This is a genomic window from Geotalea uraniireducens Rf4 (assembly GCF_000016745.1).
In the GTDB taxonomy this organism is placed as follows: Bacteria; Desulfobacterota; Desulfuromonadia; order Geobacterales; family Geobacteraceae; genus Geotalea; species Geotalea uraniireducens.
Map to the genome: position 1 here is coordinate 1,764,908 of NC_009483.1, position 23,655 is coordinate 1,788,562.

Here is a 23,655-nt window from a genome sequence, read left to right on the forward strand (position 1 = left end):
CCTTAATTGCTATAGTGTCGAGGACGCAATGAGAATAGTTACGTCATCAGCAAAGGACCGGGTACCGGTAAATTTTTCGAGTGCTTCCAGCAGCAGTTTCCTTGCAATATCGGGCGGCAGAGTGACATGTTCGTTGAGAAAGGCTTCCAGTCTCTCATAGCCGAAATCTTCTCCCGCCTTGTCCGTGCATTCGACAATACCGTCGGAGTAGAGGAAGAGGGTATCGCCAGCCTCGAACGTTGCAGAGCATTCCTGGAAACGGCAGTTCTCCTCGAACCCGAGGGGGAAGCCGGAAGCGTCTTCCACCATCTCCAGCGACCCGGTCCCGGATTTGTACAGATAGGGGAAGTTGTGACCAGCATTGGCGATGACGAGCCGCCCTTGCTTTGGATTGATTACCGCTATCAGGCAGGTCATGAGCAGGGTCTGGCGGGCCGTGGTGAGAATGGCGTTGTTCATGCCGAAGAGCAGTTCAGCGGGCGTATCGATTCCCAGGGAGATGAGTGTGTGGAGGCTCGCCTTGGCAGCGGTGGTCACCATTCCCGATTGGACGCCGTGACCGCTTACGTCGGCAACCACAAGTCCCAGCCTGTCATTGCCCAGAGGGAAGTAATCAAAATAATCTCCGCCGATTTCCGATGATGTGGTGATCCCTCCACTGACCCTGATTTTGTCGAAAGAGGAGTCGGGGAGGGGGAGGAGCGCCTGCTGGATTTCGCCGGCTTTCCTCACTTCATCCGTGATGCGGGCGCTGAGGCGTTCGAGGGCGCCAAGGAGCAGCGCCTGATTGGCGGAGATGTTCATCATCAGATCGGAAACGGATACAATGCCGATGCACTGTTCTCCCTCCGTAACGGCAAAACAATCGGTCTCCAGCAGTGGATCTACAGCCAGGAGTCTCGCCAATGCATCACTGACCTCCAGTTCCGGTTCCATACAGACGCAGTTTTTTTCCAGCAGTATCCTGATCGGTTTTTTCCCGTAGAGTTCCAGGGCAAAAGGTCGTCCCAGATGATGATAAAAGAGCAATTTGCGGCTGATAACACCGCAGAACCTTCTTCCGTCGGCAACCGGTATCGCCAGGATCGACGGGTCGTTCTTGAAGATTTCCAACACGTCGTTTACCGCAAGGTCTGGACTTATCGTTTCGGTTGTCTTTACGATTTCTCTTAAACAGTGGGTCACATGGTGGGCATTTTCCATAATGATCGTCGCCTCTCATTAGCTTTACGACCATCATAGAAGAGAAATGTGGAAATCGTGTTACAGGAGGGTAAATGTTTTAATGAAAGGTGGCGTTTTCAGGGTTATGGCCGGGATGGGGAACTGCAAAAAAAGGGCGCAACAGCCGCTGCGCCCCTTTGCGATCAACCCGCTTGCAGATCAGGCGATGGTATGGCGGATGTCCTTCCCCTTGACCATGAAGATGACCATTTCTGCCACGTTGGTGGCGTGGTCCGCGATCCGCTCCAGGCACTTGGAGATGTAGTTGACCTTGATGGCGCGGCTGATGGTGGACGGGTCCCCCATCATGAAGGTGAGGAGTTCCCGCTGGATCTGCTCGTTCAGCTCGTCCACGAACTGGTCGTCCTTGCAGACCTTGATCGCCAGGGTGTCGTCGCCGCGGACGAAGGCGTCGAGCGCTTCCTTGACCATCATCGAAGCCCAGTCGGCCATGCGGGGGAGGTCGATGTAAGGTTTGAGCGGCGGCTCCATGTTCAGCTCCTTGGCCCTTTTGGCAATGCCAGTACACTGGTCGCCGATCCGCTCCAGGTCGGTGACGATCTTGAGCGCCAGGGTGATGAAACGCAGGTCGCGGGCTGCCGGCTGGCGGCGCGCCAGCACTTCCAGGCATCTCTCGTCGATCTCCATCTCCAGGTGGTTGATCTCGTGGTCAAAGGCAATGGTTCGTTCGGCCAGCTCGGAGTCCCGCTCCACGAGGGATTTCATCGAGTTGGCGATCATCACCTCCACCTTCCCCCCCATTTCGAGGAGCTTCTCGCGGATGGTGTTCAGTTCCTCGTCGAATACTTTGCTGAAATGTTCTCTTTCCATGGTAACCTCATGTTTTAAGTTCGAAGTTCGAAGTTCGAAGTTCTAAGTTCGAAGTTCTAAGTTCTAAGTTCGAAGTTCGAAGTTCTAAGTTCGAAGTTTCAGGTTTAAGGTTTTTCAACGTCGAACGTCGAACGTCGAACCGGTTCTTACCCAAATCGGCCGGTGATGTAATCCTCGGTCTGTTTCTTGTCCGGGGTGGTGAAGACCTTCCTCGTTTCGCCGCATTCGATCAGCTCTCCCAGGTAGAAAAAGGCGGTGAAGTCGGAGACGCGGGCGGCCTGCTGCATGTTGTGGGTGACGATGATGATGGTGTACTTCTCCTTCAGTTCCTCGATCAGTTCCTCGATCTTCAGGGTCGAGAGCGGGTCGAGAGCCGAAGCCGGTTCGTCCATGAGGATCACCTCCGGTCTTACGGCAATGGTCCTGGCGATGCAGAGCCTTTGCTGCTGGCCGCCGGAAAGTTCCATGGCGCTTGCCTTCAGCCGGTCCTTCACCTCGTCCCAGAGGGCGACCCGTTTGAGAGACGACTCGACGATCTCGTCCGCCTCGCTCCGGTTGACCCTGCCGTTCAGCTTGTAACCGGCAATCACGTTATCATAAATCGACATGGCCGGGAAGGGGTTAGGTTTCTGGAAGACCATGCCGACCCTTCTCCTGATGGAGACCGGGTCCACCCCCTTGTCGTAGATGTCGGTGTCGTCAAGGATGATCTTGCCCGTGACCCGTGCCGCAGGCGCCAGGTCGTGCATCCGGTTGATGGAGCGGAGCACCGTCGATTTGCCGCACCCCGAAGGGCCGATGATGGCGGTGACGCTGTTTTCCGGGAAGTCGATGGAGACATCCTTGACCGCGTGGTTGCTGCCGAAATGGACGTTGAGATTTTCCAGTTTTACCTTGGTGTTCATTCAGACCTCTTTTGTTCTTGCCAGAAATACGTATAGATAGAATCAGAACCTTTGAACCGCAAAGGCCCCAAAGAGCCTAAACCGCAAAGTTCGCAAAGTAAAATCGAAAACTACTTTCTTTTTGTCTAAGGCACTAAAAAATAGCTTTTTTTAAGTTTTCTTGGCGCCCTTTGCGACTTTGCGGTTCGACAATGTTGTATTTTTCGTTTTTCTCCGTGTCTCTGTGTCTCCGTGGCAGGTTGTCAGCCTTCTTGTCTGCTTCTGCCGAAATACCGCGCAGCCAGGCTCAAGGAGAACATGACCGTCACCAGGACCAGGGCGCCTGCCCAGGCGAGGCGGTGCCAGTCCTCGTATGGCGAGATGGCGAAGTTGAAGATCTGTAGCGGCATCGCCGCCATCGGTTCGGTGAGTTTCCTGCTCCAGAACTGGTTGCCGAGAGCTGTGAAGAGGAGCGGCGCGGTTTCCCCCGCTACCCGGGCGACGGAGAGGAGTATGCCGGTCATGACCCCGGTCATGGCGCTCCTCAGGGTGACCTTGAGGCTCGTGCGCCAGAGCGGCACCCCCAGTGCCAGCGAGGCTTCACGCAGGGTGCCGGGGACCATCTTCAGCTGTTCCTCGGTGGTGCGGAGCACTATGGGGATCATGATCATCGCCAGGGCCACTGCGCCGGCCAGGGCGGAAAAGCCCTTCATCGGCACCACGAGCAGGGTGTAGGCGACCATGCCGGTGATGATGGAGGGGATGCCGGAAAGTACGTCGGCGGCAAAGCGGATGACGGTGGAGATGCGGCTGCCGCCGTATTCGGCCAGGTAAATGGCGCCGAAGATGCCGATGGGGAGGCCTATTAACGAGGCCATGGCGATCATCACCGCGGAGCCCACCATGCCGTTGGCCATGCCGCCGCCGGTCTCGCCGGTCGGTTTCGGTATCTGGGTGAAAAAGTCGAGATTTACGGAACTAAGTCCCATCTTCACGATATGGACGAAGATGAAGACGAGCGGCACCAGCACCGACAGGGTCGCAGCGACCATCAGCGCCGTCATCAGCAGGTTTTTTGCCTTGCGCAGGGCGACACTCCGCATCATAGTCCACCTCCGCTCTGTTTTCGGTTCACGCTCCAGATCAGAAAGCGGGCAAGGGCGTTGATGACGAGGGTGACCACCAGCAGGATGAGGCCGATCTCCATGAGCGCCGCGGAGTGGAGCTGCGAGCTTGCCTCGGCGAATTCGTTGGCGATGACGCTCGGCATGGTGTAGGCGGGGGAGAGGAGCGACAGGGATATCTGCGGCGTGTTGCCGATCACCATGGTGACCGCCATGGTCTCGCCGATGGCCCGCCCCAGGCCGAGGATCACCGCTCCCAGGATGCCGGAGCGGCCGTAGGGGAGGACTGCCATGCGGATCATCTCCCAGCGGGTCGCGCCGAGGGCGATGGCAGCCTCTTTCTGGCTCTGGGGCACGGCCAGAAGCACCTCCTTGGTGATGGAGGTGATGATCGGCACCACCATGATCATCAGGATGAAGACCGCGGCGAGCATGCTCACCCCGTAGGGTGCCCCCTTGAAGAGGGGGAGGAAGCCGAAGTGATCGATGAGAAACGGCTGGACGGTCCGCTGCAGCCATGGCGCCATGACCAGCACCCCCCAGAGGCCGTAGATGACGCTCGGGATGGCGGCCAGGAGCTCGACCAGGGCGGCGATCACGCCGCCGAACTTTTTCGGCGCGATCTCGGTGATGAAGACGGCGCTGCCGATGGAAAGCGGCGTTGCGAGAAGGAGGGCGAGGATCGATGAAACCACCGAGCCCCAGAGGTAGGGAAGCGCGCCGAAGGTCTCCTGCACCGCATCCCAATCACTGCTGGTGATGAACCGCCAGCCGAATTTTCTCATGGCGGGGAGGCTCTCGCCGACCATTTCGTAGACCATGAGAAGCAGTATGGCGAGGATGCTGAAGGCGAAAACGACGGTGATCCCCTTGAAGATGAAGTCGCCGTTCAGGCCGGTTTTGATGTTCCACTTCTGTGAGATTGCTTCGGGCGGCACGGCCTTCCTCCACATGTTTGTAACGAAATGTTGAAACGGTTGTAATAAAAGTTTCGGCAGAAAAAGGCCCGGGCAGGTGCAATCGGTGGCGGACCCTGCCCGGGCGGATTGGTGTTTGAAGCTGTTACTTGATGCTCTTGACGGTTTTTTCCACCATCTTCGCCACGTTAGCAGGGAGTGGCGCATAGAGGATCTTGTCGGCCATCTTCTGGCCATGCTTCAATTCCCAGTTGAGGAACTCGACCAGCTTCTTTCCTATTACCTTGTCCTTCTGGTCCTGGTAGACGAGGAGCCAGGTGAAGCCGACGATCGGGTAGGCATCCTTGCCCGGCTGGTTGACCAGCGAGATGCGGTAATCGGCAGGCATGGATTTGGCCGCGCCGGCAGCTGCTGCGCTGGTGGACTTGATGGAAGGCTCGACGAAATTGCCGCTCTTGTTTTTCAATGTGGCGAAAGGAAGCTTGTTTTCGAAGGCATAGGCCAGTTCCACGTAACCGATGGTGTACTGGGTGGTCTTGACCTGTCCGGCAACCCCTTCGTTACCCTTGCCGCCGAGGCCGATAGGCCACTTGACGGAAGCACCCTTGCCCACCTTGCCTGCCCATTCCGGGCTGACGCTGGAAAGATAGTCGGTGAAGATGCTCGTGGTGCCGCTCCCGTCAGAGCGGTGAACAACGATGATCGGCTGGTTGGGAAGCTTGATCTTGGGGTTGTCGTTGGCGATCTTCGGGTCGTTCCACTTGGTGATCTTCCCCAGGTAGATATCAGCCACATCTTCGGAAGAAAGCTTCAGCCCTTTACCCACGCCGGGAACGTTGTAAGTGACGACCACGGCGCCCATAACGGTCGGGATGTGGAGCAGCTTGCCGGGGGCAGCCTTCAGTTCTGCGTCGGAGAGGAATTTATCGGAAGCGCCGAAATCGACGGTCTGGGCAGTGATCTGCTTGATGCCGCCGCCTGAGCCGATGGACTGGTAGTTGAACTTGACGGTCGGATCGACCTTGGCGTATTCGGCGAACCACTTGGAGTAGAGCGGGTAGGGGAAGGTTGCGCCTGCGCCGTTGATGAGCGTTTCTGCCGATGCCTGGCCGGAGATGGCGGTTACCGCCAGGATGGCCAGGGTCAGAATGCTTTTACGGATGATGTTGAGCATGTATGTTCCTCCTTTTTTATGTTTGCTTTGGGCTTATTATTGCCTGCTAAATGTTACAACCATGTTACAGGTTGGGAAAGATTCGGTGAAAAAGCGTGAACGTTGCATTGTGAAGGGGGAAAGGGGAGAAAACATCTGCGTGCTCTGCCACCCTATCCAAGAAATATTACCATCTTTTCACAATTCTGCACGGTGGCTGCGGGGTGAATACCTGACGGCAATAATCCTGACAAAGGCCAGCGACAGGACGAGGATGATCACCATGGCCAGCTGCTGCCAGTCCATTTCCTTGTACCAGAAGGCCATCACTTCGGTGAGGACGGTGACCATGACCGTGTCGATGATGTAGGTGACCTTGACCCGTCCCTCGGTAAAGTAGGCCAGCGCGGTTCGTAATATTTCGACGATGGCCAGGACGGTGAGCACATCGACGAGGAATGTCCTGAACGCGGTATGAAACTCCGTGATGAAGATCAGCCTCAGATCGTAAAAGGTGTAGATAATTCCCGTCAGGATCGCCAACAGTATTGCGGCAATGAGCAGGCTCAAAAGAACCCTGGCTGAAATCTCGAAAAATCTGGTCAGTTTTAAATCAACGACATCTTCTTTCCACATGATTCCTCCTTTTTTTCGATAAAGGATAGCGGCTGAATGTTACAGCCTCGTTAAATGCAAGTCAGGACTGGGAAAATATTGACATTGGCAGGGGAAAAGGTATCTTCAGATGAGCGGCGTCATGGTCGTTAAAGATTTACGAGGGGGGCGCTATGGAAAAGGTGTTCAACCATCTTAAAAGCAAGTTTGTCACAGGGCTGTTCGTGGTCATCCCTCTTGGGATAACCATCTTTATTCTCAAGTTTCTCTTCAATTTTGCCGACGGAATCCTCGGTTCCTATCTGGACAGCCTGTTCAGCGCCATTGCCCATGAAGAGTTCCATTTTCCCGGGTTGGGTATGCTGACCGGTGCGGTGGTCATCTACCTTTCCGGCCTTCTGGCGTCCAATGTCCTCGGAACCCAGTTCCTCAAATGGTGGGACGCGTTCCTCTCAAAAATTCCGCTCGTGAAGTCGATTTACACTTCCAGCAAGCAGCTGACCCATGTGTTCAAGGACGGAAAGACCTCCTATCGCCGCGCGGTATTCGTCGAATGGCCCCGCAATGGGGTGCGCGCCGTCGGCTTTGTCACCGCCGAGGTAATGCGGAACGGTGAACGGCTGGTGGTGGTCTACGTGCCGACCATGCCCAACCCCACCTCCGGTTTTGCCCTGTTCTTCCGCGAAGATGAGGTGCTGGAGAGCGGCATGACAGTTGAAGACGCGGTCAAGTTCGTGGTTTCCGGCGGCGTGGTGGTGCGCGATGAAACGCCCGTCGGTTAAAGCGTTTTTGAAAAATGCTTTTCACCACGGACATGGAGAAAACATGCAAAAAACCGGAGTATTTCAGAAAGGGGAAATACTGAATCAAGCCGGGAACAGCGGCTTAACAGCGGGGGCGGGCCGTATCAAACAAACAGCGGTACACTGGCACCAAGCCCGTGGACAACACTGGTAAAGGCATCCATATTCTCCAGTTTTTCTTTACCGAAGCGGTCGGCAAAAAGCTTTCGGACATAGGGGATATGGGAAGTTCCGCCGGTAAGGAAAACCGTGTCAATCTGTTGATGGGAAACCCCGGATTTGGCTACGACTTCGTCCACACAGCAGGCGATCTTTTCGAAATTTTCAAAGTTGATGGATTCGAACTCGCTTTTACTGATTTCTTCGCTGATGGAAAGGTCGCGCTCCTTGAAGCTGATTTGCGCATGGTCGGCATAAGAAAGCTCGCACTTGGCCTTCTCGATTGATTGAAACAGGAAAAAACCGTAATTGTCCGTAATGATGTTTTCCAGGTGCTCTATCGCCTTTTTGTCACTGGCAGCGTTTTTTATCAGGCGGATATGTTCTCTCGTCTTTCTCGTTCTCAATAACGGAATCCGGTGCCATTGACACAGGGTAGAGATGATGCTCTGGGGGATGTCGAACCATTCATCCTTGCCCATGCCTTTGTATTTCACATGCCGCCCAAAATACTTGGCTATTTTATCCCACATGATCTGTGAATCGAATTTATCACCGGCTATATAGACACCGCCGAGAGACAGAACGTCGCTCCGCCGGTCAGCCCTGGCAAAGGCACCGCCTTTGACCCTTATCACCGTAAAGTCCGATGTCCCGCCGCCAAAATCACCGATAAAAATCACCTTCTCCTCTCCCGGCTTTAAACTTTCTTCAAAAGCCAGCGCTGCCGCTACCGGTTCGAATTGAAACCAGATATGCTTGAACCCCGCCTTACGCGCCGCCTTTTCCAGCCGGTTCTGGGCAACGGCGTCTTTTTCGGCATTCCGGGAAAAGATTACCGGACGGCCCAGAACAACGCTGTCCACCGTATGCCCCACGTGGGCTTCGCCCTTTGCCTTGATTTTTCCGAGGATGATTGCGACGAGATCGTCGATGGCGTATCTTTTGCCATAGACCTCGGTGCAATCAAAACTGGTGTTCGGTAAAAAGGTCTTGATGGACTGCATGAAACGCCCTGCCGCTCCTTCATGGACATAATTGTTGATAGCCTCGTGGCCGGCAAATATCTCGTTGTCCTCGTTAAAATAAAGGACCGAGCGCATCAGTTTCCCGGTGGTGTTGTACTCATCGATGTCTACGATTTCAACCGCACCGTTTCTGTATACCGATAGCGCCGAATTGGTCGTCCCAAAGTCGATGCCGAATACTATTTGCATTATTTAACTCCCCATGCGGAAAAAAGAGCCTGGAATCTGAACCGGGCACTTTAACCCACCACCTTGCCTGGACACAAGACAAGAATTGCGTCGCTGGAAAAAAAGTCGTGGGGGGGTAAAAACCCCGACTACCCATTACTTTTAGCAGCGTCGTCGCCGGCATTACCAACAAGTTGACGGTGCTTTCCCTGAAGTGGATGCCGAGAAGGATGATGACAACGACGGCGAAGTTTCTCATGAGCAGGGGGGATGAAGTGACATCCGGAAATGCGATATTAATATTTTCTTGGAAAATCAAAAAAATGGCGCTATATCCTTAGTTGTTGTTGAAATAACATTTTGATCATTTTGTTTGTTTTGCTTTGTGCGGCATATTCCTTCCCGCTTCTATGCACTTTCTTTAACCGCTGAACCTGAATAGCCGGAGGAAATATCGAATCATGAAAATAGAACAAGCAACCGCCGATGATGCCGTCGAGATTCTGGCGTTGCAGAAGCTGGCCTATCTGAGCGAGGCGGAGCTCTACAACGACTTCACCATCCCGCCCCTCACCCAGACCTTGGGCGAGATTACCGCCGAGTTTCCACGTCGCGTATTTCTCAAGGCGGTTGAGGGGGGAAAGATCATCGGTTCAGTGCAAGGGTTTGAGGTCGGCGACACCTGTCAAGTCGGCCGGCTCATGGTCCATCCCGAACGGCAGGGAGAAGGGATCGGCACTCGCCTCATGGCAGCCATCGAGGCGGCTTTTGCCGATGTCGAACAGTTCGAGCTCTTCACCGGCCATAAAAGCGTTGCCAACATCCGCCTGTACGAACGGCTCGGCTACAGTGTTTTCCGGACCGAGGCGGTGACTCCGGCGCTCACGCTCGTTTTCATGGAGAAGCGGATACATCGCGGCAAGACCGTATGAGGGGTGATGCCCGGCGCGAAGGCTGGCTGAATCAGGCGGGAACGGGGGAAAAGGTAAGTGGGGCAACTGTCGGAATAAATGGGAGATGACGCCATGGATTCGGGGGAAGGGGAGACGGCTTTTCGGCGCCTGGCGGAGATTGTCGAGCGGAGCGGCGTCCCGTTCATCCTTCACGCGCACGCAGCGACGCGGACGGTGGAGGATGCGGAGAAAAACCTGTCGTTCGAGGTGGTGCGGATAGTCAAGACCGTGGCGTTTCGCACCCGCAACGGCGGACTTGTTCTGGCTGCACTCCGGGGGACCAGAAGGGTCGATTATCCACGGCTCGCGGCTCTCGTCGGCTTCAACCGCCGCGACCTTGCTTCCCTCTCGCCGGAGGAGGTACGGGAACTCCTCGGGGTCGAGCCGGGGAGCGTTTCACCGCTCCCGCTCCGGGAAGATGTTACTGTTCTCATCGATGATGACGTGCTGACGATTGTGCCGACCATCTACTGCGGTATCGGCCGCTCTGACCGGACCCTGGAGATAGCGCCCGCTGATCTTGCAAGGCTGACCGGTGGGCGGATAGGTGCTTTTTCGCGGTAGTGAATGAATTGCTTCAGGAGGTTCCTTATGATCCGATCCACAATATTACTGCTTACTTTGCTCTGTCTGCTGCTTTTTGCGGGCTGCGCGACCGACAACATACGGCATGGGCTCTATGAAGGATTCCGGACGCAAAACGATCTGCAGAACCCACCGCCGGAACGCGTCGGCAAGCCGGAATCGCCCGATTACCTGGAGTATGAACGGTTGAGAAAAGAGCAGAGCCGTTGATCCGTTGGCGAAGTTGCAGGCTGGATTACCCCAAGATTGGGTGGAGTTGGACCAACAACTGTTGCAATGTTGCTACGGAACACGGTAATGGCTGCTGAAATTCGTGCATCCAGGTCGGTCTGATCACGGGCTGACCCAGCGGTGCAACGACGTTAGCCGTTGACCCGCCAAAGGAAATTGAGCCTTGAACAAAGAACTTCACGATGAGCTTCTTTCGATGCAGCATGAAGACCAGAGAGTATTGCAGGAGCTGGTCGATAGTGGCGAATTAGGTACGGTCGAATACCATCCGAGAATCAAGGAAGTTCACGAGCGAAACAATGTGCGTATAAAGCAAATCGTCGAACAATATGGATGGCCGGGGATCAGTCTGGCAGGCAAGGAGGGTGCAGAAGCGGCATGGCTCGTCGTCCAGCATGCGGTGCTTGATACTGAATTTATGGGGGTATGTCTGGCACTTCTCGGAGAGGCCGTAAGAAACGGAGAAGCGGAAGGCGTGCACTTCGCCTATCTGCAAGACAGAGTGCTGATTATGTCCGGAAGGCCGCAAATCTATGGTACACAGCATGATGTAGATGAAAATGGAACTGCCTTCCCTTTGCCGATAGAGAACCCATCTGAAGTCGACTATTTACGGAGGGAGATGGGATTGGGCACTCTCGCGGAAGCGACAAGCCGAATACAGGAGATGTCCAATACCATTCGTCGTAACCGTGAGGCTGACAGGTTCAATAAGGACATTGCGCGCTGACACGATGGATCAGATGGTTATCGAACACCTTGTGAAACCCCTGGCGATCTCTGCGTCTGCAAGGGTGATACCCTGCCGCACATGGAAAGCCTCGGCCAAGTCAAACTATTGTTAGTCCCTTAGAAAAATTATTTGCATGTTTTTTGCGAAGAATTTTTCGTGAAGGGACTTATCCCGTTCATCGGGGTTAGGAATCTTAATATATGGCCAGGAATATCGAAATAAAGGCACGCATCGAGAATGTAGAAGCTATAATTCCAAAGGCAGCCGCACTTGCGGACAAAGGGCCAATCGAGATACTGCAAGACGATACGTTTTTTACTTGCCCGAACGGCAGGCTGAAGCTTCGTGCTTTTTCCTCCACAGAGGGCGAGCTTATCTTCTATCGACGCCCCGATCAGGCAGGGCCTAAAGAATCGTTCTATCTCATCTCTCCAACATCTGCACCAGATGTACTTAGAGAGTCTTTATCGCTGGCTTATGGTCAAGTCGGGCGTGTACGCAAACACCGTACCTTGTTCCTTGCCGGCAGAACACGCATTCATCTCGATAGAGTTGAAGATCTGGGGCACTTCCTCGAGTTGGAGGTCGTCTTGTCGGATGGCGAAGCCATGGAAACCGGCAAAGAGATTGCGCAAGATCTGATCGGAAAGCTGGGTATTGCATCAATTCAACTCATTGAAGGGGCGTATGTCGATCTGCTTGACCAAACTGCGCCTGATCATGTCAAATAAAGGCATTGAAAGGTGGAGTCCATTCACCCATTGGTGAGCCATTACCGCGCCTCTCAACGGCATTTTCCTGAAGGAGAAAAACATATGGAGAGCAGAATCGCCAAGGAATTGAAGCTCCGGCATGAGCCGGTGGCTATCATCTTCACCGACGAAAAGCCAGAAGGTGTGCTCCAGTTCACCGAGGGGCGCTGGGGGTGCGTGGTGGCCATGATGACAGCGGCGGCGAAGGGAAAAACGGCGGTGTTCGACCGCAGCACGGCCGGCTGCATGGGGGGCAAGGTGGGGCTCTGCTTCGGCAATACCTACCCGGATGTCCCGGGCGGGATCGAAAATTTCCTCTCCACAGGGACCCCCGGCCGAGAGGGGGAGGCGTACAAGAAAAGCCCGGAGTTGGCGAAGAGCTATGCCGACCAGCTTCCCTTTGCCGACATCCCGGAGAAGTATGTGATTTTCAAGCCGCTGGCAAATGTGGGCCCGGCGAGAGAAACACCCCAGGTGGTCTGCATGTACACAAACCCGGACCAACTGTCGGCCCTGGTAGTACTGGCAAACTACGGCAGGCCGGGCGCCGATAACGTCATCATCCCTTTCAGCGCAGGATGCCATACCATCTGCCTGCTTCCGTACCATGAGGGACAGCAGGAGCGCCCGCGGGCGGTGGTGGGGTTGACCGATATTACCGCTCGCCCCTATATAGACGCGGACCTTCTTTCATTCAGCGTTTCATGGGGCATGTTCCTGGAGATGGAATCCAACATCTCCGGTAGTTTCCTGGAAAAACATCAATGGCAAAAGGTGCGGGAGCGGATCTCGTTTGCCGCGAAACCGGCTGTATAATGGGACAAGATCCTTGGAACAGAACTTGAGGAACGTATCACATCGCATAAATGAGGAAATTATGAACCCGGAATCTAAGAATTTGGATGACTATCTGATTTCAGATGCAATCGTGGACTGGAAAACGCCGCATGTCCGGCAGACAGCCTTGGAACTTACACGGTCGATACCCGATGAAGTTGACAAGGCCCGCTGTTTGTACGAATGGGTCAGAGATACCATTCCTCATACCAATGATGCCGGACTGGAAATAGTGACATGTACCGCGAGTGAAGTGCTTCATCATGGTACTGGTATTTGTTTTTCGAAGAGCCATCTCCTGGCGGCTTTTCTGCGGGCTGTCAATATCCCGGCCGGTTTTTGCTACCAGGTTTTACGGTTTAATCCGCCGGTTAATAATGAGCTTGTATTGCATGGCCTTAACGGCATCTACCTCTCCAGCCTTGGCAAATGGATACAAGTGGATGCGCGGGGCAATACAAGGGGGATCAATGCCCAATTCAGTATCGTTAACGAGCAGCTCGCATTTCCCATGGAAGATTCGGCGGGTGAATTCATCTACGATACGTTATTCGCTGCACCGGTAAGTAATGTGGTTAGTAAGCTGAAAAAGTATGATAGCAGAAGAGAGCTGTGGTTGGATCTGCCAAAAGCCTTTGAAAATAAGAACGCATAGCAACCGAAAAAGCACGCCACCGGATTAGGAACCTTCCCGGCGAGCTTTGACGTTATCGACTTCCACCAAATCATTTCATACGGGCACGACCATGAATACAGTCATCTACTATTATACCGGCACCGGCAATTCCCTCTGGACAGCGCGTGCCTTCGCTGAAAAGCTCGGCGACACGGAGCTCGTACCGATGCACCGGATGAATCACGGCTCGCACAGCAGCAAAGCCGATATGGTCGGTCTCGTCTTTCCGGTCCACATCTGGGGCGTCCCGAGGCTTGTGCGTAATTTTCTTCAATCGATGGGAAAGCGACCCGGTGTCTATTATTTCGCCGTTGCGGTTAACGGCGGGCAGGTATCGCGCACCCTCATTCAGCTCAAGGAGCTCATGGCCAAGGACGGCCTCACTCTTTCCGCCGGGTTCGACATTAAATTTCCGAGCAATTATATTCCTTGGGGAGGGCCGGGTCCGGTGGAGGTGCAGCGGAAACTATTCAACGCGGCGACGGAGAAAATCAAGGTCGCGGCATTGTATATCTCAAACCGGAAGTCGGGACTCATAGAGAAGGGCCCCTTGTGGCAGAGAGTGCTTTTCACCGGATTATACAAGATGACCTACAACCTCGTGAAGACGTTGGACAATAGCTTTCATATCGATGGCACGTGCACCTCCTGCGGCATCTGCGAGAGGGCTTGCCCCGTGAAGAACATCACGTTGGAAGCGGGAAGACCCCTCTGGCACGGCAGCTGTGAACAGTGCCTCGCCTGCATCCAGTGGTGCCCCGAAGAATGCATTCAGTATGGAAAGAAGACGAAGAACTACGAACGGTACCATCACCCTGAGGTGAAGGTGGAAGATATTTTACGAGAACTCATATCAAAGCGAGATTTTCGATGGCAGGGGGCGCGAGTGAATGACATTGTTTTTCATAAGGTCGAATAGTCATAACGAGCGGCTGGAGGCGACTGGCGCTGTAAGGCGCGCCAGCGCCTCAGCTTTCTCGTTAGAGGATCAAGAAATAAAAAAAGATAAGGAGATCAAACATGAATCCGGTAAAAAGAACTTTATTGATTGCGCCTGTGTTGCTCTCCTGTGTCGGATGTGACCAGGTAACCAAAAACATTGCCCGGCATGGTCTGGCAAATTCAGAACCAATCGCTTTCTTAAACAATATATTTCGTTTGCAGTATGCCGAGAATCCCGGGGCTTTTCTCAGCCTTGGGGCCGGTTCACCCGAGAACATAAGATTCTGGGTATTCACCTTTTTTACTGGGATATTTCTGGCATGCATGCTCGTTTACCTTCTGGTTTCCCCGAATAATTCTAAAGTAAAAATGATTTCCCTTTCCCTTGTGGTCGGAGGCGGTATCGGGAACTTGATTGACCGTATTTTCAACGACGGGTGCGTCATCGACTTTATGAATATAGGCATAGGCTCATTGCGTACCGGGGTCTTTAATGTTGCCGATATTGCGATTTCATTTGGCGTTGTTTGGCTCTTCGCCATTTCTTTCAAAGCTTCAAAAAAGAAGCCGGCCCTTTAAGCTTTTCAGCCCCTAAAACGGCTTTCCTCAAGCCCAGGACAGTGTCTCCATGGCGGAACTTTTCTCGGTTTCGTCACGCCCGGACATGCGTCACCCACAAATTCCCCTGAAATCTCCCTTGACACATATACCCCTTGGGGGTATCTTTGTATTGCGACATACCCCCAATGGGTATTGCATGAACAGGAGGATCGCATGAACGGTACATCACAGAAAAGGCTGGCGACGCGGGTCAAGCGCATCGCCGGACAGGTGGGGGGGATAGAGCGGATGCTGGAAGACAAACGCTATTGCGTGGATATCCTTAACCAGATTGCGGCCGTGCGCTCGGCCCTGGATGCCCTGGGCATCGAGTTGCTCACCAGGCATCTGGAGATGTGCGTGCTGGGGCATGGCAGCGGCTCGGAACATGAAACCGCCAAGCCTATGACGCAGCAGGAACTTCTTGATGAAGTCAAAACCGCGCTGTCGCGGTTTCTGAAGTAAGGGACTGTCAGGAAATAAGTGTTACATATAAGGCGTTCAGATTTGGGTCGAATTTTGTAGGTCCGATTGAGGCAAACCGCAGGCGTAGCAGAGCTACGCTGAGGATTTGGCGATTGAGGAATGGCGAAAGACGGCCCGAAGATGAGATGCATGATTGTTACAGTTATTTCCTGACAGTCCCTAAGGAGGGGCCACATGCAAAAAGCTGCATTCGCTATCACCGGCATGTCGTGCGTCAATTGCGCGGCCAGGATCGAGAAGGCGCTCGGAGAGACCGCCGGCATCAGCCGGGCTTCCGTTAACTTCGCCATGGAGGAGTTGCTGGTAGAGTTCGACGACGCTGTCATCACTAGCGGGGCGATCGAGGAGAAGGTCACGAAGCTCGGGTACGGCATCAGGGCCAAGGGGGGCGCAGGGGAGCTCCGCTTCGGCGTCATGGGGCTGCACTGCGCCTCGTGCGTAAACAACCTGGAGAAAAAGCTCCTCGCCGCGCCTGGTGTGACTGCGGCGGTGGTTAATCTGGCGCAGGAGTCGGCCTTTGTCCGCTTCGATCCATCAACCATCGCCCCGGCGGAGATTTGTGCCGTGGTGACCGCAGCCGGCTACCAGCCGGTTCCGGAAGGGGCGGCAAAGGAGGACGAGGCAAAGACATACCGGAACCAGCGCAACTGGTTCATGGCGAGCCTCCTCCTCTCCCTCCCCATTATGCTCACCATGGGTGTGCACCACATCCGGGCCGTCGGGTGGATGAACCTGGTGCTGGCCTCCATCGTCCAGTTCACGGCCGGGCTCACCTTCTACCGCGGCTCCTTCTACGCCCTTAAAAGCCGCAGCGCCAACATGGACGTGCTGGTGGCCCTTGGGACATCGGCGGCCTACTTCTATTCCCTGTTTGCCTTCTTCGGCGCCTTCGGCGAACATGGCGGCGAGGTCTTTTTCGAGACCTCGGCCATGCTGATCGCCTTCATCCGCCTCGGCAAGTACCTGGAAGCCAGGGCCCGCGGCAAGGCAGGCGAAGCCCTGAAGAAGCTCCTCAGGCTTCAGGCCGACAAGGCGCGGCTCATCACGGATGAGGGGGAGAAAGAGGTGCCGGCCTCCATGGTGCGGGTTGGCGACCTGCTCCTGGTCCGCCCCGGCGAGACAATCCCCACCGACGGAGAGATCGTGGAGGGAAGCACCAGCGTGGACGAATCCATGGTGACCGGCGAGTCGGTGCCTGCGGATAAGGTGGCAGGAGATGCTGTTACCGGCGCCACCATTAACCGGACCGGTCTTATCCGGGTGCGCGCCACGCGGGTGGGAGAGGAGACGCTCCTTTCCCAGATCGTGAAAATGGTGCAGGAGGCGCAAGGAGACAAGGCGCCGATCCAGCGCTTCGCCGACCGGGTCTCCGGTGTGTTCGTGCCGGTGGTTGTGGCGCTGGCGCTCCTCACCTTCGGCCTATGGTACGCTCTGCTTAACGAGCCGTTCCTCTTCGCCTTCAAGCTTGTCATCGCCGTTGTGGTCATCGCCTGCCCCTGCGCCATGGGGCTTGCCACGCCTACCGCCATCATGGTCGGGAGCGGAGTGGGGCTTTCCCGCGGCATCCTCATCAAACGGGGGTCGGTGCTGGAGAACATCTCCAGACTTCAGGCAATCCTGCTGGACAAGACCGGCACCCTGACCGAGGGGCGTCCGACGCTGACCGACGTGGTTGTAGCGAAGGCCGTGGACGAGGGGAGGTTCCTGGAATGCCTCGCCTCGGCCGAGTCACAGTCGACCCACCCGCTGGCCCAGGCGGCGGTGCAGGGGGCGACGGCGCGGGGAATCGCGCCCGGTCCCGTTTCCGATTACCGTGAAAAAGGGGGATTCGGCGTTGCCTGCACCTTCGGCGGCATGCAGCTTATGGCCGGGAGCGCCCGCCTCCTGGAAGAGGCCGGCATCTCCGTTGCGTCGCTGGAGGCTTCCGCGCTACGGCTTGCCGAAGAGGGGAAATCGCTGATCTATGTGGCGGCGGGCGAGCGGCTCCTCGGCATCGCTGCCCTGGCCGACAGGCTGAAGGCGTCTTCGGCGGCCGCGGTGGTGGAGATGCGGCGCCTCGGGATCAAGACTTTCATGATCACCGGCGACCAGAGGGCCGTGGCCGCTGCCATTGCGCGTCAGGTGGGAGTGGACGGCTTCGAGGCGGAGGTCCTCCCCGACAGGAAGCAGCAGGTGGTGAAGGAGTACCAGGAGAAAGGGCTGTCGGTGGGGATGGTGGGGGACGGCATCAACGACGCCCCTGCCCTGGCCCGGGCCGACATCGGTATCGCCATCGGCGGCGGGACCGACGTGGCCAAGGAAACCGGCGACGTTATCCTGGTGCGCGACGACCTGATGGACGCAGTGCGGGCTATCAGGTTAGGGCGGGCCACGCTGGCGAAGATCAAGCAGAACCTCTTCTGGGCACTCTTCTACAACATCCTCGGCATCCCCATCGCCGCCGGGGTTCTCTACTATCCATTGGGGATCACCCTGAAGCCCGAGTTCGCCGGCCTCGCCATGGCCTTCTCTTCGGTTTCGGTGGTGACCAATTCGCTGCTGCTGAAACGGGTGAGAAATAAGTTGTGACAGGAACAGGATGGAAGAACAAACCACAGGATGGAAGAGATGAAGGCCGGACTATCTCAGCAACTCGCAACCGTCACGGCTGCGAAGGCGTCCTGCGGGAAGCAGGGGAAACGGCCGAATACAGGAGAGGGCGAATACCATTCGTCGTAACCGTGAGGCTGACAGAAGAATGTGAAAGGTCAGACCTACGCAATTGGCAATTGCGCAGGTCTAAACCTTTTTCATGTGCTCTAAATTCTCCAATTCGCCATCATACTTTTCACAGATGAAAGATGAAACTTATTCCCTTTTCAGATACATCCTTACAATTTCGACATATCACATATGAGGGTTCTTTTTGAGAGATTTGCCACCACCATGATCCTATGAAAACCATTATGCCAAGACCCAAAAAACGAGGCCATTCAGCAACTACCTCAGAAAACTTCTTAGGTGTCGCTCCTTGGGCCATTTTGTTAAATTTGCCATTGGCTACCCCTATTGCCCATCGAGAAATTTGATTACAGCTTGTTGAATGTACCGGTAATTCCATTCGATGAAAGGAATGTGGCCCACTTTGTTCGCATAAACGAAGCTGATGTCCTTGCTGCCGATTTTAGTGACTAATTCGAGGACATCGGCCTTTGATGAGGCGATATCTCCCGGACCATTCATAATAAGCACTCTCTTGTCAAATTTTTCCAGATCTTCAATGACCGGCAGACGGTATGATTCGAGGAAGAATCCAACGGAGAACGAGCGGGTTTCATTGTAATAGTTTTGGACCCACTCCATGACTTCTGGTTCCGATGAAATGAATAAGGGGTACAGTTGTGGGACGAAATTCATGTAGCCGTTTGGAGCATCGAGAAACATCTGTTCCGGCAGGATTTGCGCCGCCACATCGCCAATCTTGAAGTAGAAACCGCTCAGAAGGATGACATTCCCCACCAGTTCAGGAGCTTCCATTGACGCCTTCACCGATTGCCAGGCGCCGGTCCCATCTCCCAGCAAATCGACCTTGCCGATCCCTTTCTCAGCCTGCAGGTGCCGTATGACGGCAATGAGTTGTTTTGCCGATGTTTCCGTGGATATCGTTCTGCCGTCCGTCGGCCGGGTGCTTGCCCCGAATCCCAGGTTGTCGACGGCATAAACATCATAGCCGTGCTCCGCAAGGAAGTTCATGAGTGAATAACCCTTGACTGGCACATCGTATATCATGTGATCCGTCCCTCCCCCATGAAGGAGGATAATGGCCTTTGAAACCTGTTGCCCAATAAGCCTGCGCGCCACTTTTTCCTTAACATGCAGGGTAACTCCTGCATCGGCAGGAATGTAATGGCTGAACTCTTGTATTTGCTTGAATTCATAGCTCTTTTCGTCAAAATGGGCGGCCTTTGCATCATAATTGATGACAAATACCGCAAGGAACATCATGAAAAACCAAGTTGCAAAGATCTTACGCATAATTAAATCCCTCCTCGAAATATTTTACAGACAGATATTGTTTTCAGAATACCAGTGCCATGCCTGATCAACCCCTTCGAAAACTGTCGTCTTAGGTTGCCAACCGAGATCGTTGTCGCAGCTGTGCGCGAAATTGATGGAAAGGATATCGACTGCCCGCTTTGTCAGAGCGGGCGGCTTCTCCCTGCCGAGCAAGGAATAAATTCCTTCTGAAATCATGGCCAACGGGAAAACCAGCCATTTCGGGAATTTGAGCCAGGGGATAGGCGAACCTGTCTTTTCGGCAATGAGCCTGATGAAATCGTGAATGCCCATTTCAAGTCTCCCTACTCCCACATATTTGCCGCCGATGGCTTTCTCGTTTTCCGCTGCAAGCAAGAAAAGCTCGCAAAGATCGTCGATAAAGATCAGCGGTGCCCGTCGCTCGCCCCCTGAAACCAGGAATACTTTGCCTTTTTTCAGGCTTTGGGCGATAAATGGAATGAATTTACTGTCATAAGGTCCGAAGATGAGGCCGGGATAGATGATGATAGCCTTTAACCCTTTCTTCTTCTGGAACCACGTCACCTTCTTCTCTGCATAATATTTGCTTATGGCATAATTGGTGCTCAAAAATTTCAGGTATCTCCTTAGGCGCAAAACGGAAATGGTGGAACAATGAATGAGGCGGCAACCGGGATTATGGAGCAAGAGCGCATTGCAGAGATTTTCTGTCCCGGTTACATTGATCGCCTGATATTGTTCCTTTGAGGCATGACTGACCATGGCGGCCAGATGAATGCAGACATCCAGATCCTTTACAAATTCATGAAGAGACTCTGCATTGAGCAGATCTCCTCGTACGATTTCGATGTCTGAGCCGGCAGCGTTGGTATTGCGAACTAAACATCTGACCATGTGTCCTTTTGCCGCCGCCAATTCTGTCAGCCTCTGGCCGAGAGCCCCAGTGCAACCTGTTATGCCGATTCGAAGCTGTGTCTTCATGATGTCCATGTAATCCCCATGTTCTTTTTATGGGTGAATAGATAATTGATATAGTTCCTGGTGTATACCAGAGCTCTGTAACATTTTAAAAACATTAGTCTTATCAGGGTACTGTCTTTTATGACGACAAGCAATGCGGGTATGTAGCCACGTTCAATATAGGCAATGATTGGATTCTCGGCTTTGTTCGGGATCGGAGACTTTACCAGCAGAATCTTTTCACAGCGGTGTTGTTTCTCGTAGGCTATAAATTCTTTGAGACTGGAAACCATCACTACTTGCAAATTTTTTTTTTCAATGGTCTCGATTAAGGAAACTAATGATTTATTTACTGAACCAGATGTTGCAATAAGTAATGCATCTGTTATCCCTTCAAGCAATTCTTCGCTCAAGCTTTCGATCTCAACGATAGGACTGGCTTTACTACTGATCCACATGCAACTGGTTATGTATTTCATACTCTGTCGTTCCGGAAAAGAATGGCATATGAAATCATAAATTTCGTTGATATGAGAGGGCAAAAAAGTAACGTAAGGAAGAAGTGCCAGCTGTTTCCCATTCTGTTCCCGAATAATCTTTTCCTTGTAATTAGCCATCTGCACGAGAATCAGATCTTTCGGAAAAATAGAGTTGTAGTTCTTTATAATAATATGATTTGGTTCACAGAGCAGGACGTATTGGAAAGTTCCGTCGGATTTCTCGAGAATAGTTCTGATTTTTCGAATAAAGGAACATGGGAGGTCCACTATCTCGACGCCCCGTGCCTTTAAAATTTTTTCCTCATTGACGATCGAGTCGTAACCGGTGTTGACGACTATGAAATTATTGTCATTCGGAAGGTCGCGGTAGCTACCGACTACATCGAGACCGAGAGTCTTCAGCCATTTCAGATCAACTCCTACTCTGCCATTGTCATTACTGATCCACTCAACGATGAGATACATCTTCTTGGCGCCGGGGCGCAAAGAGTGCTCTATCATTTTGGGGAAAATACCGTGCATTACCTTATTTTCAAGCCATTTGCATCTCCCGTCGTTTTTCAGGGTTACAACTTCCATGAACTATATCCCCGCTCTTGCCGGAGCCCGCAATTGCAGAATATCGATATTGGTCGGGATCGTAGCCGACCTGGAGATATCAAACATCTTGCCCCTGCTTATTTTCCGCAACTTTTGATAAAGATCGCGTTTCATAGTTGTCAATGCTGCATCAGCGAACGCGCACAGCTTGCCCTGTTGCACATAGAAAAATTGACAATCACGTTTCTTGAGTATGTCTCCGTTCATCTCGACGTTCTGGTCAACACAAATAATTGCCAAAGGAGCATCAAGCTCGCCGAAGGTAAGGTAGTCAAAATGTATTTTATTAGCAATAACGATATATCCTTCAAGTGGTACATTATAATGAGTATGGCACGAAGCGATTCCAAACTGGCGGATCAACTCGAACTGCTTCATAAGAGGATAGTGGTCTAAAGGGTGATCGAAACATACCTGACATTCAAGATTCGGCTTGGCTTGGCAGTAATAGATTGAATGTATCAGATTGTTTTCGCAGTACCGGCGAACAGCTGAATCATCTACTTGGTTAATTTCGCTTATTACCACCTGAGTCGGATCTAATTTGTGCACATACTTTTTCGGAATATGATTCTCGCTGAGTCCCTGTTTCCCAACGATATGATCGTAAAGGTCTTTAATTTCTCTGCTTGACAGTAGCATGACTTCCTCCATTTTTTGAGCTTATCTGCTCATGAAGAGTTTCGTAGCAATGGTCATTAAACGTCGCGGCGTGAATTTAATAGAATAAACGGTCATTTTGTTGGCGAAGCCAGGAACGATGCTTCTTTTCCCCTGATTTAGCGCATCGTATCCAGCGCGTGCCACCGTGCGCGCATCCATGACCCCCCATTTATATTTAAAGAGGGTAATGTCTTCGATATTTGCGCGTTTCGCAAATTCCGTGGCGGTCGCGCCCGGACAGAGTGTAGTGACGGTAATATTAGTTCCTTTCAATTCTTCAGCGATTGCTTCGGAGAAACTGAGTATGTATGCTTTAGTGGCACAGTAAACGGCGTTGAATGGTCCACCAGGGACAAATGAGCCGGTGGAGCCGACATTGAGTATCCTTCCGCTCCCCTTGGCAAGCATGTCGACGAGGAACAGTTTCGTCAGAATCGTCAAGCCGGTAATGTGGACATGGAGCATATCCAACTCTTTGTCCAGGGGGGTCTCCGAAAATGTGCCATAGACCTGGAAACCTGCATTGTTGACAAGAATATCCACGGAAATTCCCTGTTGTTTCACAAAGTTGTGGATTTTCCGAGGACTATTCCCATTCGCTAAATCTGTGACAAGAATATGCGACTGTGTCCCATACATGTTTTTTAGTTCCTGACCAAGGGCTTGCAGACGTACTTCGTCTCGCGAGACGAGCACAAGATCATAGCCATCCTTTGCAAAGAGCTTGCTCAGTTCATAACCGATGCCCGCTGTAGGACCAGTAATCAGCGCTATTTTTTTCACGGCCATTCCTCCATTTAAATGCTGAATTCTATACTATTTCGCATCTTGATATAGTTAATCACTGACACAACAATTCCTACAGCTCCTGTTGCAAGAAGAATGTAAGACTTGGTAAGTGGTATCCAAGCATCCAACATTGACAATGTACTGGCCGATCCCCAGAACGTTATGACCAGGATTGTAAATAACATCCACCATAGTATCTGAAACTTAAGAAGTATAAAGGTTATGTTTGTATTAGACTCTATTAGTTCGTATCCAAAGAAAATGAAAACAAACGCAATCAACATATTTTCTATCAGCAAAAACTCCTTATAGATCCATGTGGTTTTTAATAGTGGTATTTCGAAGGCAATGTGCATTACTCCAGAAATGATATTTACAACTGCCAGCAACCAAATGGACATACTCTTTTTCTGATAGTTGCTCAT

General features: G+C 53.0%; 26 protein-coding genes and 1 pseudogene. 13 read left to right on the top strand and 14 right to left on the bottom strand.

The features are described 5' to 3' along the window. Positions 1-9: 9 nt before the first annotated feature. The 7 genes from GURA_RS07705 to GURA_RS07735 all read right to left on the bottom strand — a co-directional run bounded on the left by GURA_RS07705 (position 10) and on the right by GURA_RS07735 (position 6,769). The gene (locus GURA_RS07705) at positions 10-1,203 is read right to left on the bottom strand and encodes a SpoIIE family protein phosphatase (RefSeq protein ID WP_011938425.1); all 1,194 of its coding nucleotides are present in this window, start codon (positions 1,201-1,203) and stop codon (positions 10-12) included. Positions 1,204-1,383: 180 nt separating this feature from the next. Then, positions 1,384-2,055, bottom strand: a complete 672-nt coding sequence (phoU, locus tag GURA_RS07710; RefSeq protein WP_011938426.1) for a phosphate signaling complex protein PhoU — start codon at positions 2,053-2,055, stop codon at positions 1,384-1,386. 146 nt (positions 2,056-2,201) lie between these two features. Further along, on the bottom strand, positions 2,202-2,960 hold the full coding sequence (gene pstB / locus GURA_RS07715; RefSeq protein WP_011938427.1) for a phosphate ABC transporter ATP-binding protein PstB: 759 nt from the start codon (positions 2,958-2,960) through the stop codon (positions 2,202-2,204). Positions 2,961-3,202: 242 nt separating this feature from the next. Then, the gene (gene pstA / locus GURA_RS07720; protein WP_011938428.1) at positions 3,203-4,045 is read right to left on the bottom strand and encodes a phosphate ABC transporter permease PstA; all 843 of its coding nucleotides are present in this window, start codon (positions 4,043-4,045) and stop codon (positions 3,203-3,205) included. Beyond that, positions 4,042-5,016: a phosphate ABC transporter permease subunit PstC gene (pstC, locus tag GURA_RS07725; RefSeq protein ID WP_011938429.1), complete on the bottom strand. Its 975-nt coding sequence runs from the start codon at positions 5,014-5,016 to the stop codon at positions 4,042-4,044. Before pstC ends, pstA begins: the two co-directional genes overlap by 4 nt. Positions 5,017-5,125: 109 nt before the next feature. Next, a complete protein-coding gene (gene pstS / locus GURA_RS07730; protein WP_011938430.1) occupies positions 5,126-6,154 on the bottom strand; it encodes a phosphate ABC transporter substrate-binding protein PstS in 1,029 nt (342 codons plus the stop codon). A 177-nt stretch (positions 6,155-6,331) separates the two neighbouring features. After that, positions 6,332-6,769, bottom strand: coding sequence for a phosphate-starvation-inducible PsiE family protein (locus GURA_RS07735; protein WP_011938431.1), 438 nt, complete (start codon positions 6,767-6,769; stop codon positions 6,332-6,334). Between the two features lie 152 nt (positions 6,770-6,921). Here GURA_RS07735 and GURA_RS07740 point away from each other — a divergent pair, with 152 nt between their 5' ends. Beyond that, positions 6,922-7,530 (top strand): DUF502 domain-containing protein, encoded by a 609-nt coding sequence (locus GURA_RS07740; protein ID WP_011938432.1) that lies wholly within the window; start codon positions 6,922-6,924, stop codon positions 7,528-7,530. Positions 7,531-7,655: 125 nt separating this feature from the next. Here the strand turns inward: GURA_RS07740 and GURA_RS07745 are convergent, their stop codons facing one another. Continuing rightward, a complete protein-coding gene (locus tag GURA_RS07745) occupies positions 7,656-8,927 on the bottom strand; it encodes an Hsp70 family protein (protein ID WP_011938433.1) in 1,272 nt (423 codons plus the stop codon). Positions 8,928-9,367: 440 nt separating this feature from the next. On the opposite strand from GURA_RS07745, the gene GURA_RS07750 reads away from it, so the two are divergent. From GURA_RS07750 to GURA_RS07800, 12 genes and pseudogenes are all read left to right on the top strand, one after another. Beyond that, complete coding sequence (locus tag GURA_RS07750; protein ID WP_011938434.1) at positions 9,368-9,838, top strand: GNAT family N-acetyltransferase; 471 nt, start codon at positions 9,368-9,370, stop codon at positions 9,836-9,838. A 93-nt stretch (positions 9,839-9,931) separates the two neighbouring features. Continuing rightward, entirely contained in the window at positions 9,932-10,423 is a 492-nt protein-coding gene (locus tag GURA_RS07755) for a YbaK/EbsC family protein (RefSeq protein WP_011938435.1), read from the top strand. A 27-nt stretch (positions 10,424-10,450) separates the two neighbouring features. Further along, positions 10,451-10,654: a hypothetical protein gene (locus GURA_RS07760; RefSeq protein WP_041245342.1), complete on the top strand. Its 204-nt coding sequence runs from the start codon at positions 10,451-10,453 to the stop codon at positions 10,652-10,654. A 15-nt stretch (positions 10,655-10,669) separates the two neighbouring features. Next, positions 10,670-10,777: pseudogene (locus GURA_RS25310) on the top strand (bifunctional 5,10-methylene-tetrahydrofolate dehydrogenase/5,10-methylene-tetrahydrofolate cyclohydrolase); the annotation flags it as partial. Positions 10,778-10,838: 61 nt separating this feature from the next. After that, positions 10,839-11,405 carry a DUF6624 domain-containing protein gene (locus GURA_RS07765; protein WP_011938436.1) on the top strand — a complete coding sequence of 189 codons (567 nt, stop codon included), beginning with the start codon at positions 10,839-10,841 and terminating at the stop codon, positions 11,403-11,405. A 203-nt stretch (positions 11,406-11,608) separates the two neighbouring features. Continuing rightward, entirely contained in the window at positions 11,609-12,139 is a 531-nt protein-coding gene (locus GURA_RS07770) for a class IV adenylate cyclase (protein WP_011938437.1), read from the top strand. Between the two features lie 84 nt (positions 12,140-12,223). Further along, on the top strand, positions 12,224-12,976 hold the full coding sequence (locus GURA_RS07775; protein WP_011938438.1) for a DUF169 domain-containing protein: 753 nt from the start codon (positions 12,224-12,226) through the stop codon (positions 12,974-12,976). A 61-nt stretch (positions 12,977-13,037) separates the two neighbouring features. Continuing rightward, entirely contained in the window at positions 13,038-13,652 is a 615-nt protein-coding gene (locus GURA_RS07780; RefSeq protein WP_011938439.1) for a transglutaminase-like domain-containing protein, read from the top strand. Between the two features lie 91 nt (positions 13,653-13,743). Then, on the top strand, positions 13,744-14,592 hold the full coding sequence (locus GURA_RS07785) for an EFR1 family ferrodoxin (RefSeq protein ID WP_011938440.1): 849 nt from the start codon (positions 13,744-13,746) through the stop codon (positions 14,590-14,592). A 101-nt stretch (positions 14,593-14,693) separates the two neighbouring features. Beyond that, complete coding sequence (lspA, locus tag GURA_RS07790; protein WP_011938441.1) at positions 14,694-15,194, top strand: signal peptidase II; 501 nt, start codon at positions 14,694-14,696, stop codon at positions 15,192-15,194. A 195-nt stretch (positions 15,195-15,389) separates the two neighbouring features. Further along, on the top strand, positions 15,390-15,680 hold the full coding sequence (locus tag GURA_RS07795) for a metal-sensitive transcriptional regulator (protein WP_011938442.1): 291 nt from the start codon (positions 15,390-15,392) through the stop codon (positions 15,678-15,680). Positions 15,681-15,875: 195 nt separating this feature from the next. Then, the gene (locus GURA_RS07800) at positions 15,876-18,269 is read left to right on the top strand and encodes a heavy metal translocating P-type ATPase (protein ID WP_011938443.1); all 2,394 of its coding nucleotides are present in this window, start codon (positions 15,876-15,878) and stop codon (positions 18,267-18,269) included. 477 nt (positions 18,270-18,746) lie between these two features. Here GURA_RS07800 and GURA_RS07805 read toward each other — a convergent pair whose 3' ends face one another. The 6 genes from GURA_RS07805 to GURA_RS07830 are packed head-to-tail and all read right to left on the bottom strand — an operon-like array spanning position 18,747 to position 23,655. Beyond that, positions 18,747-19,715 (bottom strand): alpha/beta fold hydrolase, encoded by a 969-nt coding sequence (locus tag GURA_RS07805; protein ID WP_011938444.1) that lies wholly within the window; start codon positions 19,713-19,715, stop codon positions 18,747-18,749. A gap of 24 nt (positions 19,716-19,739) precedes the next feature. Further along, a complete protein-coding gene (locus GURA_RS07810) occupies positions 19,740-20,708 on the bottom strand; it encodes an NAD-dependent epimerase/dehydratase family protein (protein ID WP_011938445.1) in 969 nt (322 codons plus the stop codon). Further along, positions 20,696-21,757 carry a 4-hydroxy-3-methylbut-2-enyl diphosphate reductase gene (locus tag GURA_RS07815; protein ID WP_011938446.1) on the bottom strand — a complete coding sequence of 354 codons (1,062 nt, stop codon included), beginning with the start codon at positions 21,755-21,757 and terminating at the stop codon, positions 20,696-20,698. The genes GURA_RS07810 and GURA_RS07815 overlap by 13 nt, the downstream gene beginning before the upstream one ends. Before the next feature lie 3 nt (positions 21,758-21,760). Further along, positions 21,761-22,420 (bottom strand): AfsA-related hotdog domain-containing protein, encoded by a 660-nt coding sequence (locus GURA_RS07820; protein WP_041245343.1) that lies wholly within the window; start codon positions 22,418-22,420, stop codon positions 21,761-21,763. Positions 22,421-22,441: 21 nt separating this feature from the next. Beyond that, positions 22,442-23,224: an SDR family NAD(P)-dependent oxidoreductase gene (locus tag GURA_RS07825; protein ID WP_011938447.1), complete on the bottom strand. Its 783-nt coding sequence runs from the start codon at positions 23,222-23,224 to the stop codon at positions 22,442-22,444. Between the two features lie 14 nt (positions 23,225-23,238). Further along, positions 23,239-23,655, bottom strand: a complete 417-nt coding sequence (locus tag GURA_RS07830; RefSeq protein WP_041245345.1) for a hypothetical protein — start codon at positions 23,653-23,655, stop codon at positions 23,239-23,241.